The organism is Streptomyces sp. NPDC091282 (genome assembly GCF_044757385.1).
Lineage (GTDB): Bacteria > Actinomycetota > Actinomycetes > Streptomycetales > Streptomycetaceae > Streptomyces > Streptomyces gramineus.
The window spans coordinates 370,394-388,844 of sequence record NZ_JBIVUX010000002.1; the positions used below are offsets into that span (position 1 = coordinate 370,394).

An 18,451-nucleotide genomic window follows, 5' to 3' on the forward strand; every position below is an offset into this window, starting at 1 on the left:
GTGCGCTCCCGGCCGCGCCGGTCAGCCCGTCGCGTCCACCAGGGCCAGGTCGTGCAGGCGTTCCGGCGGGCCGGGGCGGGCGTAGTACCAGCCCTGGGCCGTGTCGCAGCCCAGTATCCGCAGCTGTTCTGCCTGCGCGCCCGTCTCCACGCCCTCCACCGTGACCGCGAGGTCCAGGCTGTGGGCGAGGGAGACGATGCCCTCCACGATCTTGAGGTCGACGGGGTCCGCCGGGAACTGCTGCATGCTCTGGGTGAAGGAGCGGTCCAGCTTGAGGACGCTGACCGGCAGGCGGCGCAGGTTGGCGAGGTTGGAGTAGCCCGTGCCGAAGTCGTCCAGCGCGATGTCGACGCCCATCTCGGCGAGCCGCCGCAGCGGTTTGAGGAGATCGTCGTCGGCGCCGATCAGCGCCGACTCGGTGACCTCCAGGCACAGGGCGTCGGGGGCGACTCCGGCCCGCTCCAGGATGTCTACCGTGTCCTGGACCAGGCCGGGGTGGGTGAGCTGGCACGGCGACAGGTTGACGTTGATCCGCAGCGGGTCCGCGGCGCCGTAGCGCTCCCGCCATTCGCGGGCCTGGCGGATCGACTCCTCCAGGACCCAGCGGCCGAGCGGCACGATGAGGCCGGTGTGTTCGGCGAGCGGGATGAACCGGTCGGGGCCGAGGACGCCGTGCTGCGGGTGCAGCCAGCGCACCAGCGCCTCGGCGCCGCGCACGCTGCCGTCGCCGAGGTGGACCAGCGGCTGGTACTCGATGAAGAACTCGCCCCGGTCCAGGGCCGCGGGGAGCGCGGTGGTCAGGCCGTGCCGGGTGATGGCGCGGGCGTCGGCCTCCGGGTCGGCCAGCTCGAAGCGGTTGCCGCCCGCCGACTTGGCCCGGTACATCGTGATGTCGGCGCTGCGCAGCACCTCGGCCGGGGTCCGCTCGCCCGCCGGGCCCTCCACGATGCCGATGGAGCCGCGGACCATGAGTTCACGGCCGTCGATGCTGATCGGGGTGATCAGCGCGTTCATGATGCGGTCGGCGAGGTCGTCGACCTCCCGCTGGGTGCCCGGTCCGGTGGTCAGCGCCACGAACTCGTCGCCGCCGAGGCGGGCGACCATCTCGCCGGGCGCGGTCGCGCAGGACTGGAGCCGGTCGGCGACCTCCACCAGCAGCCGGTCGCCGGCCGAGTGGCCGAGGCTGTCGTTGACGGTCTTGAAGCCGTCCAGATCGAGGTAGCACAGCCCGAAGCGCTGGCCCTCGCCGGCGGCCAGGGCCTTCTCCAGGCGCTCGAAGAACAGCGTGCGGTTGGGCAGGCCGGTGAGCGCGTCGTGGGTGGCCTCGTAGCGCAGCCGCAGGTTGAGCAGCCGGCGCTCGGTGGTGTCCTCCATGAGGGCCAGCTGGTACTGCGGTTCGCCGTCCGCGTCGCGGAGCAGGGAGACGGTCAGGTTGGTCCACAGGACCGTCCCGTCGGAGCGGTTGAACGCCTTCTCGACGTGGTAGTGCTCGCGGTCGCCGCGGACCAGTTCCTCGTAGAGCCGCCAGGTCTGGGGCGCGTCCTCGGGATGCGCCCACTCCATCACCTTGCGGCCGCGCAGGGTCTGTTCGGAGCCGCCGAACATGCGCAGCAGCGCGCCGTTGACCTGGAGGACGTTGCCGTCCAGGTCGGCGATGCCGATCCCTATCGCCGCGCCCTCGAAGACGGCGCGGAACCGTGCCTCGCTGGCGTGCAGCGCCTGGGCGACCACGCCCTGGGCCCGCAGCGCGGCCTGCGCGATGGCCTCCTGCTCGGCCAGGGTGCGTTCGCGCAGCGCCTGGGCGAATCCGGCGGCCATCGCGTGCTGGATCCGCGAGGAGCGCATCCGCAGCTCGTCCTGGGGGCCGTCCCCGCCGCAGTACAGGGCCAGGTAGGCGTCGACGCAGTCGAGGGTGCGGGTGAGCGCCTCGGGGTCGGTGCAGTGCGCGTCGATCAGCGCGGCCCCCACCTGCCGGGCCTCCTCGGCCTCGAAGCCGTGCGCGAGCAGCACCTCGCTCAGCCGGCGTGCCAGCGGGAGGAGTTGTGCCTCGAACTCCGGCCGGGTCAGGGACGTCGAGGTCACCGGGAACACCGCCCGGCTCCAGATCGTCGCGAACCGGCGCAGTCTGTCCTCCGGGCCGTCCGGCTCCGCGCTCACGCCGCGGTCCCCACGCCGGCGAATCCGGCGAAGGCGTACGGATCCTCGTCCTCCGGCGCCGACTCCGGCCGCCAGTGCGGCATCGGCACCAGTCCGGGTTCCACCATGTCGTACCCCTCGAAGAACCGTGCGATCTCGTCTCGCGAACGCATGATGAGCGGGTTGCGGATGTCCTTGTACACGTCCACCGCGCTCTCGGCCCGCTCGGGAGCCAGCGGGATCCGCTCGTACGAGGCGTGCGTGAGGATCAGCAGGCTGCCCGGCGCGAGTGCGTCGCGCAACTGTGCCACTGTTCCGTACGGGTCGTCCGCGTCTTCCACGAAGTGCAGTATGGCAACGAGTAGCAGCGCCACTGGCCGATTCAGGTCGATGAGACGCTCGACCTGGGGGCTCGACAGGATCTCCTGGGGCTTGCGGAGGTCCGCGGCGACCACGTCCGCGCCCTCGTTGCCCGCGAGCACGGCCTCGCTGTGGGCCACGGCCACCGGATCGTGGTCGACGTAGACCACGTGCGCGCCGGGGCGCGCCGCCTGCGCCACCTCGTGGACGTTGCCGAAGGTCGGGATGCCGGAGCCGATGTCCAGGAACTGCTCGATGCCGGCGCCCGCGGCGTACCGCACGGCGCGGCGCATGAAGGCGCGGTTGGCCTGCATGATCTTCGGCAGCCCCGGCAGGTGTGCCATCGCCTTGCGGGCCGCCTCCCGGTCGACCTCGAAGTTGTGCGAACCGCCCAGGTAGTAGTCGTAGATACGCGAAACGCTCGGCACCGAGATGTCGATGCTTCGTGGGGCCCAGGCGGGACGCTCCATGTATCTCTCCAAGGCTGAGGCGATCCGGTGTTCGACCAGAGGCTACTGATCGCCTGCGAACTGGGCGAGTGGAACCGGAAATTGACCGTCCGTTCCCGGTCACCACCTGGGAATTCCGGGTGCGCTTTGGGGGTGTTCGGGCATTCCGCCGATTGCGGGTGCGACGCATTGCACATCCGTGCTCCGGCGCCCGGCGCACGCACGGGAGCCCGCCCCCTCCGTGCGGTCCGGAGAGGGCGGGCTCCTGCGCCGTCGCTCGGGGCTCGCGCCCCGCAGGGCCTACGCGCCGGGCGCGCCGACCAGCTTCCCCTCGGGCGAGACGGCGTACCAAGTGCCGCCGACTCCCTGCCCGTTGGTGTCCCCGGCCTTCGCGTCGCCGGAGAAGGTGTAGATCGGCCAGCAGTTGACCGTCATCTGCTTCTGGCCGGTGTCGGGGCGGGTGAAGCCCATCAGGCCCTTCTTCTGGATGCCCTTGGTGTCGTTCGTGGCGACCTCCGCGACGGCCGGCCACTTGGCGAGGCAGTCACCGGTGCAGTTCGAGACGGACTTGGGCCACGCCTTGTCCTTGATGAAGCGGTAGACCGTCATGCCGTTCTTGTCGACGATGATGTCGCCGAGCTTGGCGTCCTTGCGGACCGACAGGCCCGGCAGGTCGGCCAGGGTGGCCTTCTTGCCGTCGGGGGCGGTCGCGAACCACTTGCCGCCCACGCCCTGGCCGTTGACGTCACCGGCGTTCACGTCCTTGGCGTAGCGGTACACCGGCCAGCCGCCCACGGTCAGCTGCTTGGTGCCGTCGGTGCGGGTGACCTCGCCGAGCAGCGCCTTGTCGATGCCCGCACCGGCGCTCGCGTCGTCGGCGGGCACCGGCGGCCAGGTGGTGGCGCAGCCGCCGTCGCAGTTCGACTTCGGGGGCTTGGCGGTGTCGGAGTCGAAGCGGTAGAGGGTCAGGCCGCTGCTGTCGGTCAGCACCTTGCCGAGGTCCGGGTTGCTGGCGACGCTCAGTTCACCCGCGGGGGCGACCGGGGCCGGCGAGCCCGAGGCCTGGCTGCCGTCGGCGCCGTACCCGTTGCCGGCACCGGTGGAGGGGCTGGTCACGCTGCCCACGTTGCCGACGCCGGCCGGAGCGGTGGCACCGACGTTCTGGGCCGCCGAGGACGGAGTGGTCACATTGTCCTGGCCGCATCCTGTCGTCAACGCCAGCACGCCTGCGGCCGTGGCCACCAAAGAGGCGCTCCTCCAGGAGGTCTTCATCTTCAACTCCCCATAATCGCCTGGATATTGCAGCGCCTGTGCGCCGCCGCACGACACCAGGTACGGATTCGGGGGCCCGGAGTGTTCAACGGGCGCACAAATTTCTTTCCGGACACCGCGCCCCCGGCGCGCCGTCCGCACGGACGTACGCTTCGAGCCATGTCTCACGTCATGTGATTCAAACCGGTTTACGCCACCTGTACCCCGTTCGGGCCAATCCCTCCGCACTCCGGCGTACGACGGCATCCAGCGCCTCATGATCTCGGTCGTGCACGCACCCGAAGCGACCCGACTCGCGCCCGTCCCGAAGGTGTTGGCCCTGCTGACGCTGACCTGGACCCTGGTGGGCTGTCCGGTCGGCACGGCGTCGGCCGACGCCTGCGCCTACGCCTCGGCGGGACCCGACGGCGTCCAGGCGGTGGCCGTGGCCGGCGACTCCTGGCCGACACCACCGCTCTGCCCGCCTCCCGAACCCCCGCCCTGCCCCACACCCACTCCCCCACCCACTCCCACACCGCCTCCCCCGCCTCCCCCGCCTCCACCGCCGCCTCCGAAGCCCACCCCGCGCCCCAAGCCGACGCCGAAGCCCGAGCCCACGCCGAAACCGGCGCCGAAGCCGCGGCCCGTCCCGCCGGCCCCCGCACCGCCCCCGCCACCGCCGCCACCGGCCGCCAGGCCCGTGCACCGGCCCGCGCCGAGGCCGACGCCCACCCCGACCCCGCCGCCGAAGCCCACCCCCCGGCCCTCACCCACCCCGGTGACCTACCCGCCGTACCACGTCCAGTCGACCGCGAGCGCGGCCCCGAACCGCACCTCTCCGGTCACCTACGTCCTGCTCATCGCCGTACCCGCCATCCTCGCCATCGCCGCGTTCCGCGCGCGCTGACGGGCGGCCCACACCCTCCTGGAGGCTTCCGTTGCCGGATTGGCTTGTTCTCGTCCTCGCGATGCTCGCGGCCTGTGCCGTGGTCGTCGTCATCACCCTCGTACGGCACAAGAGGGCGGCGGAGGACGAGGATCCCTCCGAGACGCCGGACGTCATCGAATACATGACCATGTGGATCGGAGTCATCTACGCCATCGTCCTCGGCCTCGCGGTGGCCGGCGTGTGGGAGGCCCGCAGCGCCGCCCAGGACCACGTCCAGGCGGAGGCGCAGGCGCTGCACGAGATCTATGAGCGCGTCCGGGTGTATCCGCCCGACACCCGCGACCGGATCCGCGCCGACGTCGAGGCCTACACCCAGCAGGTCGTCGACAAGGAGTGGAAGGAGATGGCCGACCACGGCCGGCTCAGCACGCGCGGCGCGGAACTGCTCGCGACGCTCCGTCAGGACGTCACCGACTACCAGCCGAAGAGCGACTTCGAGGCGCAGGCCTACCAGCCGCTGGTGGACCAGGTGGCCGCCGTCGACCAGTCGCGCAGCGCCCGCGCCGACGCGACCGGGGCGACCATGCCGAGCGTGGTGTGGGTGGGGCTGCTGACCGGCGCCGTGATCACCGTCGGCATGATCTTCGCGCTGCAGATCAGGCGCACCCGGCGCGAACTGATCCTGGCGGGCCTGTTCTCCGCGACCATCGCCTTCATGCTCTTCCTGATCTGGGACTTCGACGAACCGTACAGCCGCGGCATCACCGCCACGGCGCAGCCGTTCCTGAACCTCTTCCCGCACCTCAGGGGCTAGCGGAGGACCCGCACACCCGAAGGCGTCCGGAGGACACCGCGGCGCGCCACGCCGTGGCCGTCCCCCGGGTGCCGCGTCCGGGTCACCCGTCCGGCGCACCGGCGTCCCCCGTTCGCGCTACTGCGTTCGCGCGCCTGTACGGATGTTCCTAGCGTTCCAGACATCGAGGTGCATTTCCGGCACGAGCGGAACGGATCCGCGGACAGCTCCTCGGGGACCGGAGGAACCAGCATGCACGCAATACGCCTGGCCTCGGCCGCGCTGCTCGGGATCGGAGCGCTCGTCCTGGGCGCTCCGGCCGCCCTCACGGACGACGAGAGCGGCGGGGACCATGACGCCGGCCGGCAGGCCTCCTTCGGCGTCCGCGTGACGCCGTCGACCGTCACGGCCGGCGGCCGGATCAGTCTGCAGCTGAGCCGCGACGAGAGCTGCCGGGGCGCCGCGACGGTCAGCTCCGACGTGTTCGACACCGTCCGGATCCCTCAGGGGCGGGACTCGGTGGCGGCCACGGTCCACCCGGACGCGCGATCGCAGACCTCGTACCGGGTGACGGTCGACTGCGACGGTACGCGGGGGTCGACCGAACTCAGCATCGCGGGCACGCAGTCGTCGGGACGCGCCGACGACGGGACGGGCGTCCGGGCCGACGGCCGCACCGACGGGGCCACCGACGGCCAGTCCGGGGTTCACACCGGCTCCCGTACGGACGGCCTGACGGACGACGGGTCCGACGACCTCACCGGCGGCGACGGCGACGGGCTCACCGGATCCGGCACCCAGCCCCTCCAGCCCGACCGGGGCGTGCGCGCGGGGGCCGGCGGCAGCGTCGCCGGGTTCGACCTCAGGGAGATCGGCCTCGGGGCCCTGCTCGTCACGGCGTCGGTCGGCACCGCGTACCGCATCGCACGCCGGCGGGCCGGCGAGGACGGTGCCTGAGCGCCTCCCGGTCCGCGAACCGGCCGTGCGGGTCCTCGCCCCGCACCCACGCGGGGGTTGGGGCGAGGACGGGCCGCACGGTTCAGAGCCGCTTCTCGTGCCGGCGGCGCAGCCAGAACCCGCAGCCGGCGAGCACGGCCGCGCCCACCAGCCCGCCGCCGATCGCCATGTCGGCCGGGGTGGCACCGCTGGAGACGCTGCCGCCGAGGCCGCCCCTGACCCCGCCCAGCACGTAGAACGCGGACGACCGGGTCAGCGTCCGCCCGTCGCAGCGGACGGTCAGGTCGTACGGACCGGGACGGGCGTCCCGCTCGATGGTCGCGACACCGCGCGCCATGTCGCCGCCGAACGGGAACAGCGACGTCGACCGGAACGCACGGGAGTACATGACGCCGCTGCGGCAGCCGTTGACGGTGACGGTGAGACGGGAACCGCTCGTGATCGCCCGGGGCTGGGCGACGATGTCGCGAGCCCCCTCGCCACCGCAGCCGAAGCCGAAGTCGCCGTCCCCGCGACCGCCCTCACCGCGACCGCCGTCGCCCCGTCCGCCGTCGCCCCGGCCGCCGTCCCCGCGACCGTCGTCGCCCCTGCCGCCGTCCCCGCGGCCGCCGAAGCCGTCGTCGAACCCGTCTCCGCCCCGCCCGCCGGATCCCTCGCCGCCCCGCCAGCCGCCCTCGTCGCCGCCCCGCCCGCCGAACCCTTCGCAACCCCGCCCGCCGCGGCCGAACCCGCCGACGCCGTAGGCGGGAACGACGACACCGGGGACCGCGAAGCCGGGAGCGACGCCGATCCCGGGCGCCACACCGACACCGGGGGCGACGCCCACGCCCGGGGCCACCCCGCCGACACCGCCTACTCCGCCGACGCCGCCGACCCCGGGGGCGACGCCGGTCCCGCCGACGACCGGGGCCTGGGTGTTGGGCGGGCCGCCGGGATTGCCGAGGCCGTCGGCGACGGCCACGGGGGCGGCGACGCCGAGCACGGCGACCACCGTGCACGCGGCCGCGAGGGCACGTGAGTTTCGCATCTCTTCCTCCGCGGAAGGCGCCCCGGGAACCGTCCCCGGTAGATCGGCGAGAAAGCACCTCCCGCATAGACCCTCAGATGCCGTGAACACGCCCGCATGTCGAGAATGGTCCGTCCTGGTGAGCGGACACGCCGAACGAAAAGCACACAATCGGATATTGCCGCAGGTCACGGACCGTCAGAAAAATCCTGGGAACGGCAACTCGGATGGCGCACCGAAGCGCGCACGGGCCACCCGTTCGCCCGCCGCCCCGTCGCCGCACACGCGCGCGGGACTTAGCGTTTTCCCATGCGCGCCGCGGACCGGCGCGCTGCGGATGTCGCGGCGGCCGTGTCGAGAGGGGATGGCGAATGTCTGCATCCGAACTTTCCGAGCTGGCCGAGGAGGAGGAGCGGCGGCGCAAGCGTGCCCCCTGGGGCGTCATAGCGCTCGTCCTGCTGACCGGCCTGGCCCTCATCCGCAACGGTTCCGGGGAGTTCGACGTCGGTCCGCCGCAGCCGGCCTCGGCCGCCGCCCCGGACAGCCGTAGCACGCTCCCTGACACCTTCGCCACCGCGGCGGCCTCGCTGCCGTACTCGGCGGCGAACCGGGTCCGGATCCCCGCGATCCGGGTGGACGCGCCCGTGATGGCGGTGGGGCTGGACGCGGACGGCTGGGTCGCGGCACCGCCGCCGGACGACCCGAACCTGGCCGGCTGGTTCACCGGGGGCGTCTCGCCCGGTGAGAAGGGCACCTCCGTGATCGTCGGCCATGTCGACAACACGAAGGGGCCGGCGGTGTTCTACGGCCTCGGTTCGCTGAAGAAGGGCAACCGCATCGAGGTCGACCGCACCGACGGCAGGACCGCGGTGTTCGAGATCTACGGCATCGAGGTCTTCGCCAAGGCCGACTTCCCCGGGGACCGGGTCTACGGCTCCAAGGGCACACCGGAACTGCGGGTCATCACCTGCGGCGGCGGCTTCTCGAAGCAGAACGGCTACGACGGGAACGTGGTGGTCTTCGCCCGCCTGGTCGAGGCCCGCTGAGGCGGACCCGGCCGGGCGGGCCAGGACCCGCCGGACGGGCCCGGTCCGGCTCAGGTCCGGCGGCGCGGCACGGTCAGGTGGTAGCCGTTGTCCAGCAGGTAGGGCAGGTACTCGCGCAGGGCCTGGACGCTCTGCGAGCGGTCGCCCCCGGCGTCGTGGGAGAGGACCACGACACCGGGGGCGGCGCCGCTCTCGATCGTGTCGACGATGGTGCGGGTGCCCGGCGTGGTCCAGTCGGTGCTGTCCACGGTCCAGGCCATGGGCTCCATGCCCATCTGGGCACCGAGCTGGAAGGCCGCGCGGTTCCAGGCTCCGTAGGGGGCGCGGAACCACTGCGGGCGTTCTCCGTAGGTGTCCTCGATGGCGTCGCTGGTGCTCTCCATCTCGTCGCGGATCTCCCGGCGGTTCAGGGTGGTCAGCAGCGGATGCGTCCAGGTGTGGTTGCCCACGACGTGGCCCTCGGCGGCCATCCGGGCCACCAGCTCCCGGTTCTCCACGATGCACTCCCCGCACAGGAAGAACATCGCGCGCACGCCGTACTTGGCGAGGGTGTCCAGGATGTGCGGGGTGTAGGCGGGGTTGGGGCCGTCGTCGAAGGTGAGCATCATGCGGCGGCCGGTCCCGGAGATCCGCAGGATGGGCTCCTTGCGGACCTTGAGCTTGCGCGGCGCGGCCGGCGGCGGGCCGTATCCGGTGAGCGGCTGGAGCCGGAAGGCCGAGGACTTGGGCGCCTGGCGGGCCGGTGGACCGGCGGCCGGGGCGACGGTGCCCGCCGCCTCCTCGCCGTCGCTCGCCACTACGAGTCCCGCGGTGCCCGCCGCGCCCAGAGCTGCGGCGCCGGCCAGCAGCAGCCGGCGCCGGGTGAACAACTGATCCTTCTGCATGACTCATCAGTCGCCCGGCCGGGCTGGGGCGCACCACTTCGACACCGGTGCGGCGGCTCGAAAACACCCGCACGGACCAGTGCAGGAAGGTTTCGGAAAGAATTCGCCAAGTCCCGCGGGCCGTCGGTGTGTCGGGGCGGCGGGCGGTCTTCAGCGGCGGCGGACCAGCGGGAAGGGCAGCGTCTCGCGGATCGTCAGACCGGTGAGGAACATGACCAGCCGGTCGACTCCGATGCCGAGACCGCCGGTCGGCGGCATGCCGTATTCGAGGGCGTCCAGGAAGTCCTCGTCCAGCTCCATCGCCTCGGGGTCACCGTCGGCCGCGAGCAGCGACTGCGCGGTCAGCCGGCGGCGCTGCTCGACGGGGTCGGTCAGCTCCGAGTAGGCGGTGCCGAGTTCGGTGCCGAAGGCCACCAGGTCCCAGCGCTCGGCGAGCCTCGGGTCGGTGCGGTGCTGCCGGGTGAGCGGGGAGACCTCGGTCGGGAAGTCCTTGTAGAAGGTGGGCAGCTGGGTCCGCTCCTCCACCAGGCGTTCGTACATCTCCAGGACGACGTCGGCGGGCCCGTCGTCGGCGGTGTACGGCACGCCCGTCCGGTCGCAGTGGCGGTGCAGCCGCAGCAGCTCGGTGCCGGGCCCGATCTCCTCGCCCAGCGCCTCGGAGATCGCGCCGTACACGGTCTTGACCGGCCAGTCGCCGGAGATGTCGTACTCCCGTCCGTCCCGGCGGACCACCGGCGAACCGCAGGCGGCGGTGGCGGCGCCCTGGATCAGTTCGCGGGCCAGGCCGAGCATCACGTCGTAGTCGGCGTACGCCTGGTAGGCCTCCAGCATGGTGAACTCGGGGTTGTGCTTGTAGGAGACGCCCTCGTTGCGGAAGGTGCGGCCGAGTTCGAAGACCTTCTCCATCCCGCCGACGCAGAGCCGTTTCAGGTACAGCTCGGGCGCGATGCGCAGGTACAGGTCGAGGTCGTAGGCGTTGATGTGGGTGGTGAAGGGGCGGGCGTTGGCGCCGCCGTGGATCTGCTGGAGCATCGGCGTCTCGACCTCCAGGTACCCGCGGTCCAGGAGGCCCTGGCGCAGCGCCTGTACGGCGGCGGAGCGGGCGCGGACGACGGCGCGGGCGGCGGGGCTGGTGGCGAGGTCGAGGTAGCGGCGGCGGACCCTGGCCTCGGGGTCGGCCAGGCCCCGGTGCTTGTCGGGCAGCGGGCGCAGGCACTTGGCGGTGAGCTGCCAGTCGGTGACGAAGAGGGTGGGCTCGCCCCGGTCGCTGAGGCCGGCCCGGCCGGTGGCGGTGATCTGGTCGCCGATGTCGGTGTCGGCGGTGAAGCGGGCCAGGGCGGCGCCGGACTCCGCTCGGGTGAGGGCGAGTTGGCGGTCGCCCGACCAGTCGCGCAGGGTCACGAAGACGATGCCGCCGAAGTCGCGCACCAGCATGATCCGTCCGGCGACGGTGGCCGTTTCGCCCTCGCGGACGTCGGCGAGCGCCCGGGTGGGCCGCAGGACCCCCACCGGATAGGGGTCGACGCCCGCCGCGCGCAGCCGGTCCAGGGTGCCGCGCCGGACGCGGAACTGGTCGGGCAGGCCGGGTGCCGGGGCTCCGGGCCCGGCCTCGTCCCCTCCGTCGAGACCGGGCACCGGTGAGGACCGCGGTGCCTCGACGGGGCGCGGTCCGTTCTTCGGGTGCCCTTTTCCCCAGAGTTTGCGCAACGAGGGTACGGAGACGAAGCCTTCGGCGATTCCGGAGGCGACGCCGATCCGGGCGAGGGAGCCGGTCTCGCCGTAGCAGATGAAGCGCGGGTACCACTCGGGGTGGTACTTGGCGTTGGAGCGGTACAGGGCCTCCAGCTGCCACCAGCGGGAGAAGAACAGCAGCAGGCGGCGCCACAGGCGCAGGACCGGTCCGGCGCCGATGCGGGCGCCCTCCTCGAAGACCGAGCGGAAGACGGCGAAGTTCAGCGAGACGCGGCGCACGCCGAGCCGGGGAGCGGCCGCGCACAGGTCGGCGACCATGAACTCCATGACGCCGTTCGGGGCGGCGCGGTCGCGGCGCATCAGGTCGAGGGAGACGCCGTCGCCGCCCCAGGGCACGAAGGAGAGCAGGGCGAGCAGCCGGCCGTCCTCCGCGAGGGCCTCGACGAGCAGGCAGTCGCCGTCGGCGGGGTCGCCGAGCCGGTCCAGGGCCATGGAGAAGCCGCGCTCGGTCTCGGTGTCGCGCCAGGCGTCGGCCTTGTCGACGACCTCCTCCATCTCCGCCTCGGTGAGCGTGGCGTGCCGGCGCACCCGGGTGGTGGCTCCGGACCGCCGGACCCGGTTGACGGCCTGGCGGGTGACCCGCATCTCCCGGCCGCCGAGGTCGAAGCCGGCGACGTGCAGGATCGCCTCGTCGCCCAGTTGCAGGGCGCCGAGCCCGGCGCGGACGTAGGCCTTGGCGCCGTCCTCGGAGGCGCCCATCACCGCGGGCACCCAGGCGTGCCGGCGGGCCACCTCCAGCCAGGCGCCGACGGCGTGCGGCCAGGCCTCCGGGTCGCCGACCGGGTCGCCGCTGGCCAGGCAGACGCCGGCCTCGACCCGGTAGGTGACGGCGGCCTTGCCGCTGGGCGAGAAGACGACGGCCTTGTCGCGCCGGGTGGCGAAGTAGCCGAGCGAGTCCCGGTCGCCGTAGGCCTTCAGGAGGGCGCGGATGCGGGACTCCTCGTCGCCGTGCAGGGCCGCTTCCAGGCGCTGTGAACGGAACAGGGTGGCGGCGGCGTTGAGCAGGGCCAGGGCGCCGAAGAGGCCGAGCATGAAGGCGACGAAACGGGGCGGTCGCCCGCCGTAGCTGCCGCCGTCGACGAGGCCGCCGCAGACCCGGTCGGCCGCCCAGGCCAGGTGCTGGCCGTGCGGGAGCGAGCCGGGGAAGAGCGAGACCAGGCCCCAGCCGGCCAGGATCGCCACGACCAGGCCGACGAGCAGGACGCCGACGGCACGGCGCACGGCGGCCCGGCGCGAGGCGGCGTAGAACTCGCCTCTGGCCACGATCAGCAGCGCGAGGGCGGATCCGCACACCAGCAGTGAGCTGAAGGAGTACCAGTCGAAGCCGAAGGCGACCGTCAGGACGTCCGCCAGCACCAGCAGGCCGAGGTAGACCACCACCAGCCACCAGGCGAGCTTCTTGCGGGCGGCGGTGGCCCCGGCCAGCAGGAACAGGAAGACGGCGTAGGCCAGGTTGGGGCTGACGGGCACCACGACGGCGTTGAGGAAGTGCACGACCGGACGGAGCAGGGCGCGCAGCGGGGCGATGAAGGAGAGCAGGGCGCACAGCAGGGCGAGGGCGCCGAAGAAGGTCCCGAAGGCCTCCGGCACCCAGGCCGTCCGCCCGCCGCGGGGCGGGCGCACCGGCCCCGCGGTGTCCTTGCCCGGGGCGGGCTCGACGGCGGCACTCATGCTCCGACTGTAGGAAGCGCCCGCCGGACTCGCCCGTCGAACGGCCGGAGCGCGCAGGGCGGCTGCGGGCTGGTGGGCGGTTGCTCGCGCCCCCTTCGGGAGGGCCATGTGCGCGTCCCTGAAAGGGGCGCGGGGAACTGCGCGAGAAGCCCCCGCCGACCCGCGCCCGTACGACTCGCGGCGGGCCACCCCGGACACTCACCGGACCGGTGGATTCCGATAGCCTCGGGGCGTGGCGGAACAACACCAGTTCGAGCGGGGCACGGACGGGCCGAAGGTCATCGTGGTCGGCGTGGACGGCTCGGACTCCTCGTGGCACGCGGCCTCCTACGCCGCCGGTCTGGCCCGGCGGCAGCATGCCCTGCTCGCCGTCGTCTACGTGCAGCCGGTGCTGGCGGCCGGCGCCGCGCTCGGGGCGCCGGTGGCGGAGACGACCGACGAGATCGCGGAGGACCTGGTCGCCCAGATCAGGGACGCGGCCGAGCGGCTCAAGGGGATATTCGAGGTGCGCTGGGAGTTCCACACGTTCCGCGGTGACCCCTACACCGGCCTGACGAAGGCGGCCGACGAGCTGAAGGCGGACGCCGTCGTGGTGGGCGCCTCCGAGCAGGCCGGCCACCGGTTCATCGGCTCGGTGGCGATCCGTCTGGTGAAGGCGGGACGGTGGCCGGTGACGGTGGTGCCGTAGCCCGGTCCGCGGCGCGCGGGAGCAGGGCCGGGGTGACCAGCAGCAGGACCCCGGCCGCGGCGATCGCGGTGCGCGTTCCGGCGAGGGCCGCCAGCGCTCCCCACAGGGCGGTCAGCGCGGCGATGGAGGCCTTGGTGCCGACCGACCAGGCGGACAGGGTGCGGGCGGTCAGGTCGTCCGGGGTGTGGTCGAGCCGGTGGGTGGCGAGCACCGGGTTGAAGACGCCGGCGCAGAGTATGAGCCCGAACTCGGTGACCATGACGATCAGCAGTCCGGGCAGGCCGGGACGGACGAGGGCCGGCCCGAGGGACCACGCGGCGCGCAGCGCGCCAAAGGCCAGCAGGACCCGGCGCTGTCCGTGACGGGCGACGAGCGGGCGGGCCAGGCGGGAGCCGACCAGGCCGCCCAGGCAGGGCACCGCGAAGGCGAGGCCGTACTCCCAGGGCGGGAAGCCGAGCGGGCCGAGCATGAGGACGGCCAGCAGCGGCGCGGTGGCCATGATCAGGCCGTTGACCAGGGCCACGTTCAGGAACAGGGGCCGCAGCTCGGGGCTGGTGAGGATGTGCCGCCAGCCGTCGAGCAGGTCGGCGGCCCGCGGGCGGGCGGCTCCTCTGTCACGGGGGGCCGGCTCGCCGCCGCCGACGGCCCGGATGCCCAGCGCCGACAGCAGGAAGCTGGCCGCGTTCGCGACCACCGTCGTGATCGGGCCGAGCACGCCGATGGCGGCGCCGCCGAGCGGGGGACCGAGGACGGTGGCGGTCCACATCGTCGACTCGAAGCGGGCGTTCGCGGTCAGCAGCCGGTCGCGCGGCACGAGCGACTTCAGGAAGGCCCCGGAGGCCGCGTTGAACGTGATGTCGGCGGCGGCGACCACCACGGAGACGGCTATCAGCTGGCCGATGCCGAGGGCGCCGAGGAGGTAGGCGGCGGGCACGCTGAGCAGCGCGGCGCACCGGACGAGGTCCATCCCCGCCATCACCGGCCGTTTGCGCCGGAACTCCACCCAGGGGCCGAGCGGTACCGCCAGCGCGGCGCCCACGGCGGGCCCGGTCGCGGCGAGCAGCGCCACCTGGGCCGCGCTCGCGTGCAGCACCAGGACCGCGATCAGCGGGAACGCGTCGAACGCGAGCCAGGTCCCCAGCACGCTGACCGAGTACGCGGCCCACAGCCACCCGAACCGCCGTCCCATGCACAACCTCCCGTTGACCCGGGACATGAAAACGTGCTGGTGGCCGCCGAATCAAACAACTCGCCGGTCCCTCGCCACAACCCGCGGTTGTACGGTGGCGGTGTGGACCTCACCGCCGTGCGCACCTTCGTCGCCGTCGCCGACTCGGGGCAGTTCCAGGAGGCCGCCGTCGTGCTGGCGGTCACCCAGCAGGCCGTCTCCAAGCGGATCGCGGCGCTGGAGAAGGAGCTGGGGGTGCGGCTGTTCACCCGTACGCCGCGGGGCGCCGACCTGACCGTCGACGGCCGGACCTTCCTGCCGCACGCCCGCGAGCTGCTGCTCGCCGAGGAGCGCGCGACCGCCTCCGTACGGTCCGGCCGGCGCCCCCTGCGGGTGGACGTGGTCGGCGCCCGACTGGCCCCGGCGGCGCTGCTGCGCGGCTTCCACGAGGCGCACGGCGAGATCGCCCTGGACGTCGTCACGCTCTTCGACGTCGACTCGGCGCTCACGGCGCTGCGCTCCGGCGCGGTCGACGCGTCCTTCCGGGCCGTCGCCATGCCCGGCCGGCCGCTGCCCAGGGGCGTCGAGGCGGCCCGGGTGTACGACGAGCCGGTCCAGCTGCTCACCGGCCCCGGGCACGCCCTGGCGGGCCGCCGGGCGGTCGCGCCCGGCGAGCTGGCCGGGCACCGGATCTGGATGCCGGGCATCGTGGAGGGCACCGAGTGGGCCGCCTACTACGCCGCGCTCGCCGCCGAGTTCGGTCTCACCATCGACTCCTCGGGCCCCAATTTCAGCGGGGCGGTGCAGGACGCGGTGGCCCGTTCCGGCACCCTGGCGACGCTGGTCGGCGAGCGGACCGGGCTGGTCTGGCCCGAGGGTCACGACCTGCGCCGCATCCCGCTGCTCGACCCGGTGCCCGTCTATCCGCACTTCCTGTTGTGGACGGCCGCCAACCCGCACCCGGCGCTGGCCGTCCTGCGGACCCATCTCGCCGGCGCGCGGCCGCCCGGCCCCACGACCGGGATCTGGGTGCCCGGCTGGGCCGAGAGCGTGCGTGGCGTCTTCCGTCCATGACGCCCCTGGGCCATCATGATCCGCCGTCAGCCGTTCGCGATCGGCGATGAGGTGAGGCACATGGCCAAGCTCCGCATGGGTGAAGGAATTCTCCGCCGCAAACCCATCGAACACATCGAGGAGAGCGAGACCGGCGAGGGACCCCGGCTCGACAGATCGCTCGGGCTGTGGCAGCTGACCGCGATCGGCGTGGGCGGCATCATCGGCGCGGGCATCTTCACCCTCGCCGGCACGGTCGCCAACGGCACGGCGGGGCCGGCCGTGCTGCTCTCCTTCCTCATCGCCGGCCTGGCCAGCGCCTGCGCGGCGCTGTCGTACGCCGAGTTCGCCGGGATGATCCCGAAGGCGGGTTCGGCGTACACGTACGGCTACGCGGTGCTCGGCGAGTTCGCGGGCTGGTTCATCGGCTGGGACCTGCTCCTGGAGTACACGGCGATCGTGGCGGTGGTCGCGATCGGCATCTCGGGGTACTTCGGCTTCCTGGTGGAGGAGATGGGCGCGCACCTGCCGCGGTGGATGCTCGGCGCCCCCGGCACCGGGGCCGGTCACCGGGTCGACCTGTTCGCGGCGATCCTCTGTCTGCTGATCGCCTACCTCCTCAACCTCGGCATCCGCAGCGCGGCCCGCTTCGAGACGGTCGTGGTGGTGCTCAAGGTGCTGGTGGTGCTGCTGGTGATCGGTGTCGGCGTGTTCCACATCGACTCGGGGAACTACCACCCGTTCTTCCCGTTCGGCGTCGGCGGGGCGTTCACGGGCGCGGCCACGGTCTTCTTCGCGGTCTTCGGGTACGACGCGATGTCGACGGCGGCCGAGGAGTCGAAGGACGCGCAGCGCCACATGCCGAAGGCGATCATCTACTCGCTGGCGATCTCCATGGTGCTGTACGTGGCGGCCTGCCTGGTCCTGACCGGTATGCAGAACTACAAGGACATCGACCCGGAGAGCGGCTTCTCCACGGCGTTCAAGTCGGTGGGGCTGAGCGGACTCGCGGACGTGATCGCGGTGGGGGCGATCATCGGCATCCTGACGGTGATGTTCACCTTCATGCTGGGCGTGACCCGTGTCTGGTTCAGCATGTCCCGGGACGGGCTGCTGCCCTCCTGGTTCGCGAAGACGCACCCGACGCGGCACGTGCCGACCCGGGTGACCTGGATCGTCGGAGCGGCCTCGGCCGTCCTCGCCGGGTTCGTGCCGATCGGCGAGGCGGCCGAACTCACCAACATCGGCATCCTGCTGGCGTTCGTGGTGGTGTGCGTGGCGGTGATCGTGCTGCGCTACCGGCAGCCGGACCTGCCGCGCGCCTTCCGCACCCCGTGGATGCCGGTCGTACCGGCGCTGGGCGTCGTCTTCTCGGTCTGGCTGATCACGTTCCTGGCCTGGGAGACCTGGGTGCGGTTCGCCGTCTGGTTCCTGATCGGGTGCGTGATCTACTTCGGCTACTCGTACAAGCGTTCACGGCTGGCCGGACGCTAGAGCGCACGCAGGAAGTCGAGCAGGAGGCCGTTGAAGACGTCCGGGCGCTCCAGGTTCGGGTAGTGGTCGGTGCCTTCGACGACCTCGGCGCGGCCGTCGGGGACCTCGCGGGCGAGGCGTTCGGCGGCGGCGAGCAGCTCGGCGGGCTCCAGGCCGCCGTTGATCGTGAGGACCGGGACGTCGATCTTCGGCAGCCGGGGCCAGGAGCCGGTCACCGGCACGTGCCAGTCCGTCTCGCCTGGCGTGTGTCTGGCGAGGGTGCGGCGGGCCATCTCGCGCAGCCGGCGCGGGATCTCCGGGTCCAGGTCCGCGACCTCGCGCCGCGCGCCCGCGGCGACCCGGACGAAGGCGTCGAGCCAGCCCTCGATGTCACCGGCGCCCAGGGACCGGGCGTACTCGGCCCCGAGTTCGGTGTGCCAGGCGTCGGAGTACCGGAAGTCGCCGGTGGCGGCTCCGCAGGTGACCACCGCGCGGACCAGGCCGGGGTGTTCGAGCACGGTGTCGGTGGCGATCACTCCGCCCATGGACACGCCGACCAGGACGGCGGGTCCGGCGTCGAGGTGGCGCAGCAGCGCGGCGAGGTCGTCGGCCCAGCGGAACGGCTCGCTCGCGTTGGCGGAGGAGCCGTGCCCGCGGACGTCGGGGGCGATCACCCGGTGTCCGGCGGCGAGGGCCGGTATCTGGTCCGCCCACATGCGGTGGTCGACGTACCCGGAGTGGATGAGGACCACCGGGTCGCCGGAGCCGGTGTCGAGGTAGGCGAGGTCTCCGTCGCGGGACGGGAAGAAGCGGACGTCCACACCATCTGTCATGACAACCAAGGTGTCATCCTCGGTGCGTTTTGACAACCGAGT

Annotated in this window: 15 protein-coding genes; 7 read left to right on the forward strand and 8 right to left on the reverse strand. The window is 72.8% G+C overall.

Annotation, left to right across the window (positions count from 1 at the left end; genetic code table 11):
* Nucleotides 1-21 precede the first annotated feature (21 nt).
* From ACIQOE_RS08805 to ACIQOE_RS08815, 3 genes are all read right to left on the reverse strand, one after another.
* Complete coding sequence (locus ACIQOE_RS08805) at nt 22-2,157, reverse strand: EAL domain-containing protein (RefSeq protein WP_351313943.1); 2,136 nt, start codon at nt 2,155-2,157, stop codon at nt 22-24.
* Nucleotides 2,154-2,966 (reverse strand): SAM-dependent methyltransferase, encoded by an 813-nt coding sequence (locus ACIQOE_RS08810; protein ID WP_351313946.1) that lies wholly within the window; start codon nt 2,964-2,966, stop codon nt 2,154-2,156. Before ACIQOE_RS08810 ends, ACIQOE_RS08805 begins: the two co-directional genes overlap by 4 nt.
* Before the next feature lie 279 nt (nt 2,967-3,245).
* The gene (locus ACIQOE_RS08815) at nt 3,246-4,217 is read right to left on the reverse strand and encodes an SCO0930 family lipoprotein (RefSeq protein WP_351313949.1); all 972 of its coding nucleotides are present in this window, start codon (nt 4,215-4,217) and stop codon (nt 3,246-3,248) included.
* Between the two features lie 757 nt (nt 4,218-4,974).
* Here ACIQOE_RS08815 and ACIQOE_RS08820 point away from each other — a divergent pair.
* The 3 genes from ACIQOE_RS08820 (at nt 4,975) to ACIQOE_RS08830 (ending at nt 6,835) form a co-directional block, all read left to right on the forward strand.
* Entirely contained in the window at nt 4,975-5,103 is a 129-nt protein-coding gene (locus ACIQOE_RS08820; RefSeq protein WP_401410592.1) for a hypothetical protein, read from the forward strand.
* A gap of 31 nt (nt 5,104-5,134) precedes the next feature.
* On the forward strand, nt 5,135-5,899 hold the full coding sequence (locus tag ACIQOE_RS08825; RefSeq protein ID WP_362643534.1) for a DUF4239 domain-containing protein: 765 nt from the start codon (nt 5,135-5,137) through the stop codon (nt 5,897-5,899).
* A 231-nt stretch (nt 5,900-6,130) separates the two neighbouring features.
* On the forward strand, nt 6,131-6,835 hold the full coding sequence (locus ACIQOE_RS08830; RefSeq protein ID WP_401410594.1) for a hypothetical protein: 705 nt from the start codon (nt 6,131-6,133) through the stop codon (nt 6,833-6,835).
* An 82-nt stretch (nt 6,836-6,917) separates the two neighbouring features.
* On the opposite strand, the gene ACIQOE_RS08835 is transcribed toward ACIQOE_RS08830, so the two are convergent.
* Nucleotides 6,918-7,862: a hypothetical protein gene (locus ACIQOE_RS08835; protein WP_365559636.1), complete on the reverse strand. Its 945-nt coding sequence runs from the start codon at nt 7,860-7,862 to the stop codon at nt 6,918-6,920.
* A gap of 350 nt (nt 7,863-8,212) precedes the next feature.
* On the opposite strand from ACIQOE_RS08835, the gene ACIQOE_RS08840 reads away from it, so the two are divergent.
* Nucleotides 8,213-8,887: a class F sortase gene (locus ACIQOE_RS08840; protein ID WP_351313964.1), complete on the forward strand. Its 675-nt coding sequence runs from the start codon at nt 8,213-8,215 to the stop codon at nt 8,885-8,887.
* 50 nt (nt 8,888-8,937) lie between these two features.
* Here ACIQOE_RS08840 and ACIQOE_RS08845 read toward each other — a convergent pair whose 3' ends face one another.
* Nucleotides 8,938-9,771 carry a polysaccharide deacetylase family protein gene (locus tag ACIQOE_RS08845; RefSeq protein ID WP_351313967.1) on the reverse strand — a complete coding sequence of 278 codons (834 nt, stop codon included), beginning with the start codon at nt 9,769-9,771 and terminating at the stop codon, nt 8,938-8,940.
* Between the two features lie 150 nt (nt 9,772-9,921).
* Entirely contained in the window at nt 9,922-13,194 is a 3,273-nt protein-coding gene (gene lysX / locus ACIQOE_RS08850) for a bifunctional lysylphosphatidylglycerol synthetase/lysine--tRNA ligase LysX (RefSeq protein ID WP_401410597.1), read from the reverse strand.
* Between the two features lie 232 nt (nt 13,195-13,426).
* Between lysX and ACIQOE_RS08855 the strand changes: the two genes are divergently transcribed.
* Complete coding sequence (locus tag ACIQOE_RS08855; protein ID WP_351313973.1) at nt 13,427-13,882, forward strand: universal stress protein; 456 nt, start codon at nt 13,427-13,429, stop codon at nt 13,880-13,882.
* Here ACIQOE_RS08855 and ACIQOE_RS08860 read toward each other — a convergent pair.
* Complete coding sequence (locus ACIQOE_RS08860) at nt 13,818-15,071, reverse strand: MFS transporter (protein WP_401410599.1); 1,254 nt, start codon at nt 15,069-15,071, stop codon at nt 13,818-13,820. The two genes, ACIQOE_RS08855 and ACIQOE_RS08860, sit on opposite strands and share 65 nt — an antisense overlap.
* A gap of 102 nt (nt 15,072-15,173) precedes the next feature.
* Between ACIQOE_RS08860 and ACIQOE_RS08865 the strand changes: the two genes are divergently transcribed.
* Together ACIQOE_RS08865 and ACIQOE_RS08870 are read left to right on the forward strand one after the other, a co-directional pair.
* A complete protein-coding gene (locus ACIQOE_RS08865) occupies nt 15,174-16,124 on the forward strand; it encodes a LysR family transcriptional regulator (RefSeq protein ID WP_401410601.1) in 951 nt (316 codons plus the stop codon).
* Nucleotides 16,125-16,184: 60 nt separating this feature from the next.
* Nucleotides 16,185-17,597, forward strand: coding sequence for an amino acid permease (locus ACIQOE_RS08870; RefSeq protein ID WP_362643541.1), 1,413 nt, complete (start codon nt 16,185-16,187; stop codon nt 17,595-17,597).
* Here the strand turns inward: ACIQOE_RS08870 and ACIQOE_RS08875 are convergent.
* Nucleotides 17,594-18,409 carry an alpha/beta fold hydrolase gene (locus ACIQOE_RS08875; protein ID WP_401410603.1) on the reverse strand — a complete coding sequence of 272 codons (816 nt, stop codon included), beginning with the start codon at nt 18,407-18,409 and terminating at the stop codon, nt 17,594-17,596. The two genes, ACIQOE_RS08870 and ACIQOE_RS08875, sit on opposite strands and share 4 nt — an antisense overlap.
* Nucleotides 18,410-18,451 lie beyond the last annotated feature (42 nt).

Bases quoted from the DNA above. Each gene is read 5' to 3' on its own strand.
- ACIQOE_RS08810 (WP_351313946.1), bottom strand. From the start codon at position 2,966: ATGGAGCGTCCCGCCTGGGCCCCACGAAGCATCGACATCTCGGTGCCG.
- ACIQOE_RS08840 (WP_351313964.1), top strand. From the start codon at position 8,213: ATGTCTGCATCCGAACTTTCCGAGCTGGCCGAGGAGGAGGAGCGGCGG.
- ACIQOE_RS08830 (WP_401410594.1), top strand. From the start codon at position 6,131: ATGCACGCAATACGCCTGGCCTCGGCCGCGCTGCTCGGGATCGGAGCG.
- ACIQOE_RS08870 (WP_362643541.1), top strand. From the start codon at position 16,185: ATGGCCAAGCTCCGCATGGGTGAAGGAATTCTCCGCCGCAAACCCATC.
- ACIQOE_RS08815 (WP_351313949.1), bottom strand. From the start codon at position 4,217: ATGAAGACCTCCTGGAGGAGCGCCTCTTTGGTGGCCACGGCCGCAGGC.
- ACIQOE_RS08835 (WP_365559636.1), bottom strand. From the start codon at position 7,862: ATGCGAAACTCACGTGCCCTCGCGGCCGCGTGCACGGTGGTCGCCGTG.
- lysX (WP_401410597.1), bottom strand. From the start codon at position 13,194: ATGAGTGCCGCCGTCGAGCCCGCCCCGGGCAAGGACACCGCGGGGCCG.
- ACIQOE_RS08860 (WP_401410599.1), bottom strand. From the start codon at position 15,071: ATGGGACGGCGGTTCGGGTGGCTGTGGGCCGCGTACTCGGTCAGCGTG.
- ACIQOE_RS08875 (WP_401410603.1), bottom strand. From the start codon at position 18,409: ATGACAGATGGTGTGGACGTCCGCTTCTTCCCGTCCCGCGACGGAGAC.
- ACIQOE_RS08845 (WP_351313967.1), bottom strand. From the start codon at position 9,771: ATGCAGAAGGATCAGTTGTTCACCCGGCGCCGGCTGCTGCTGGCCGGC.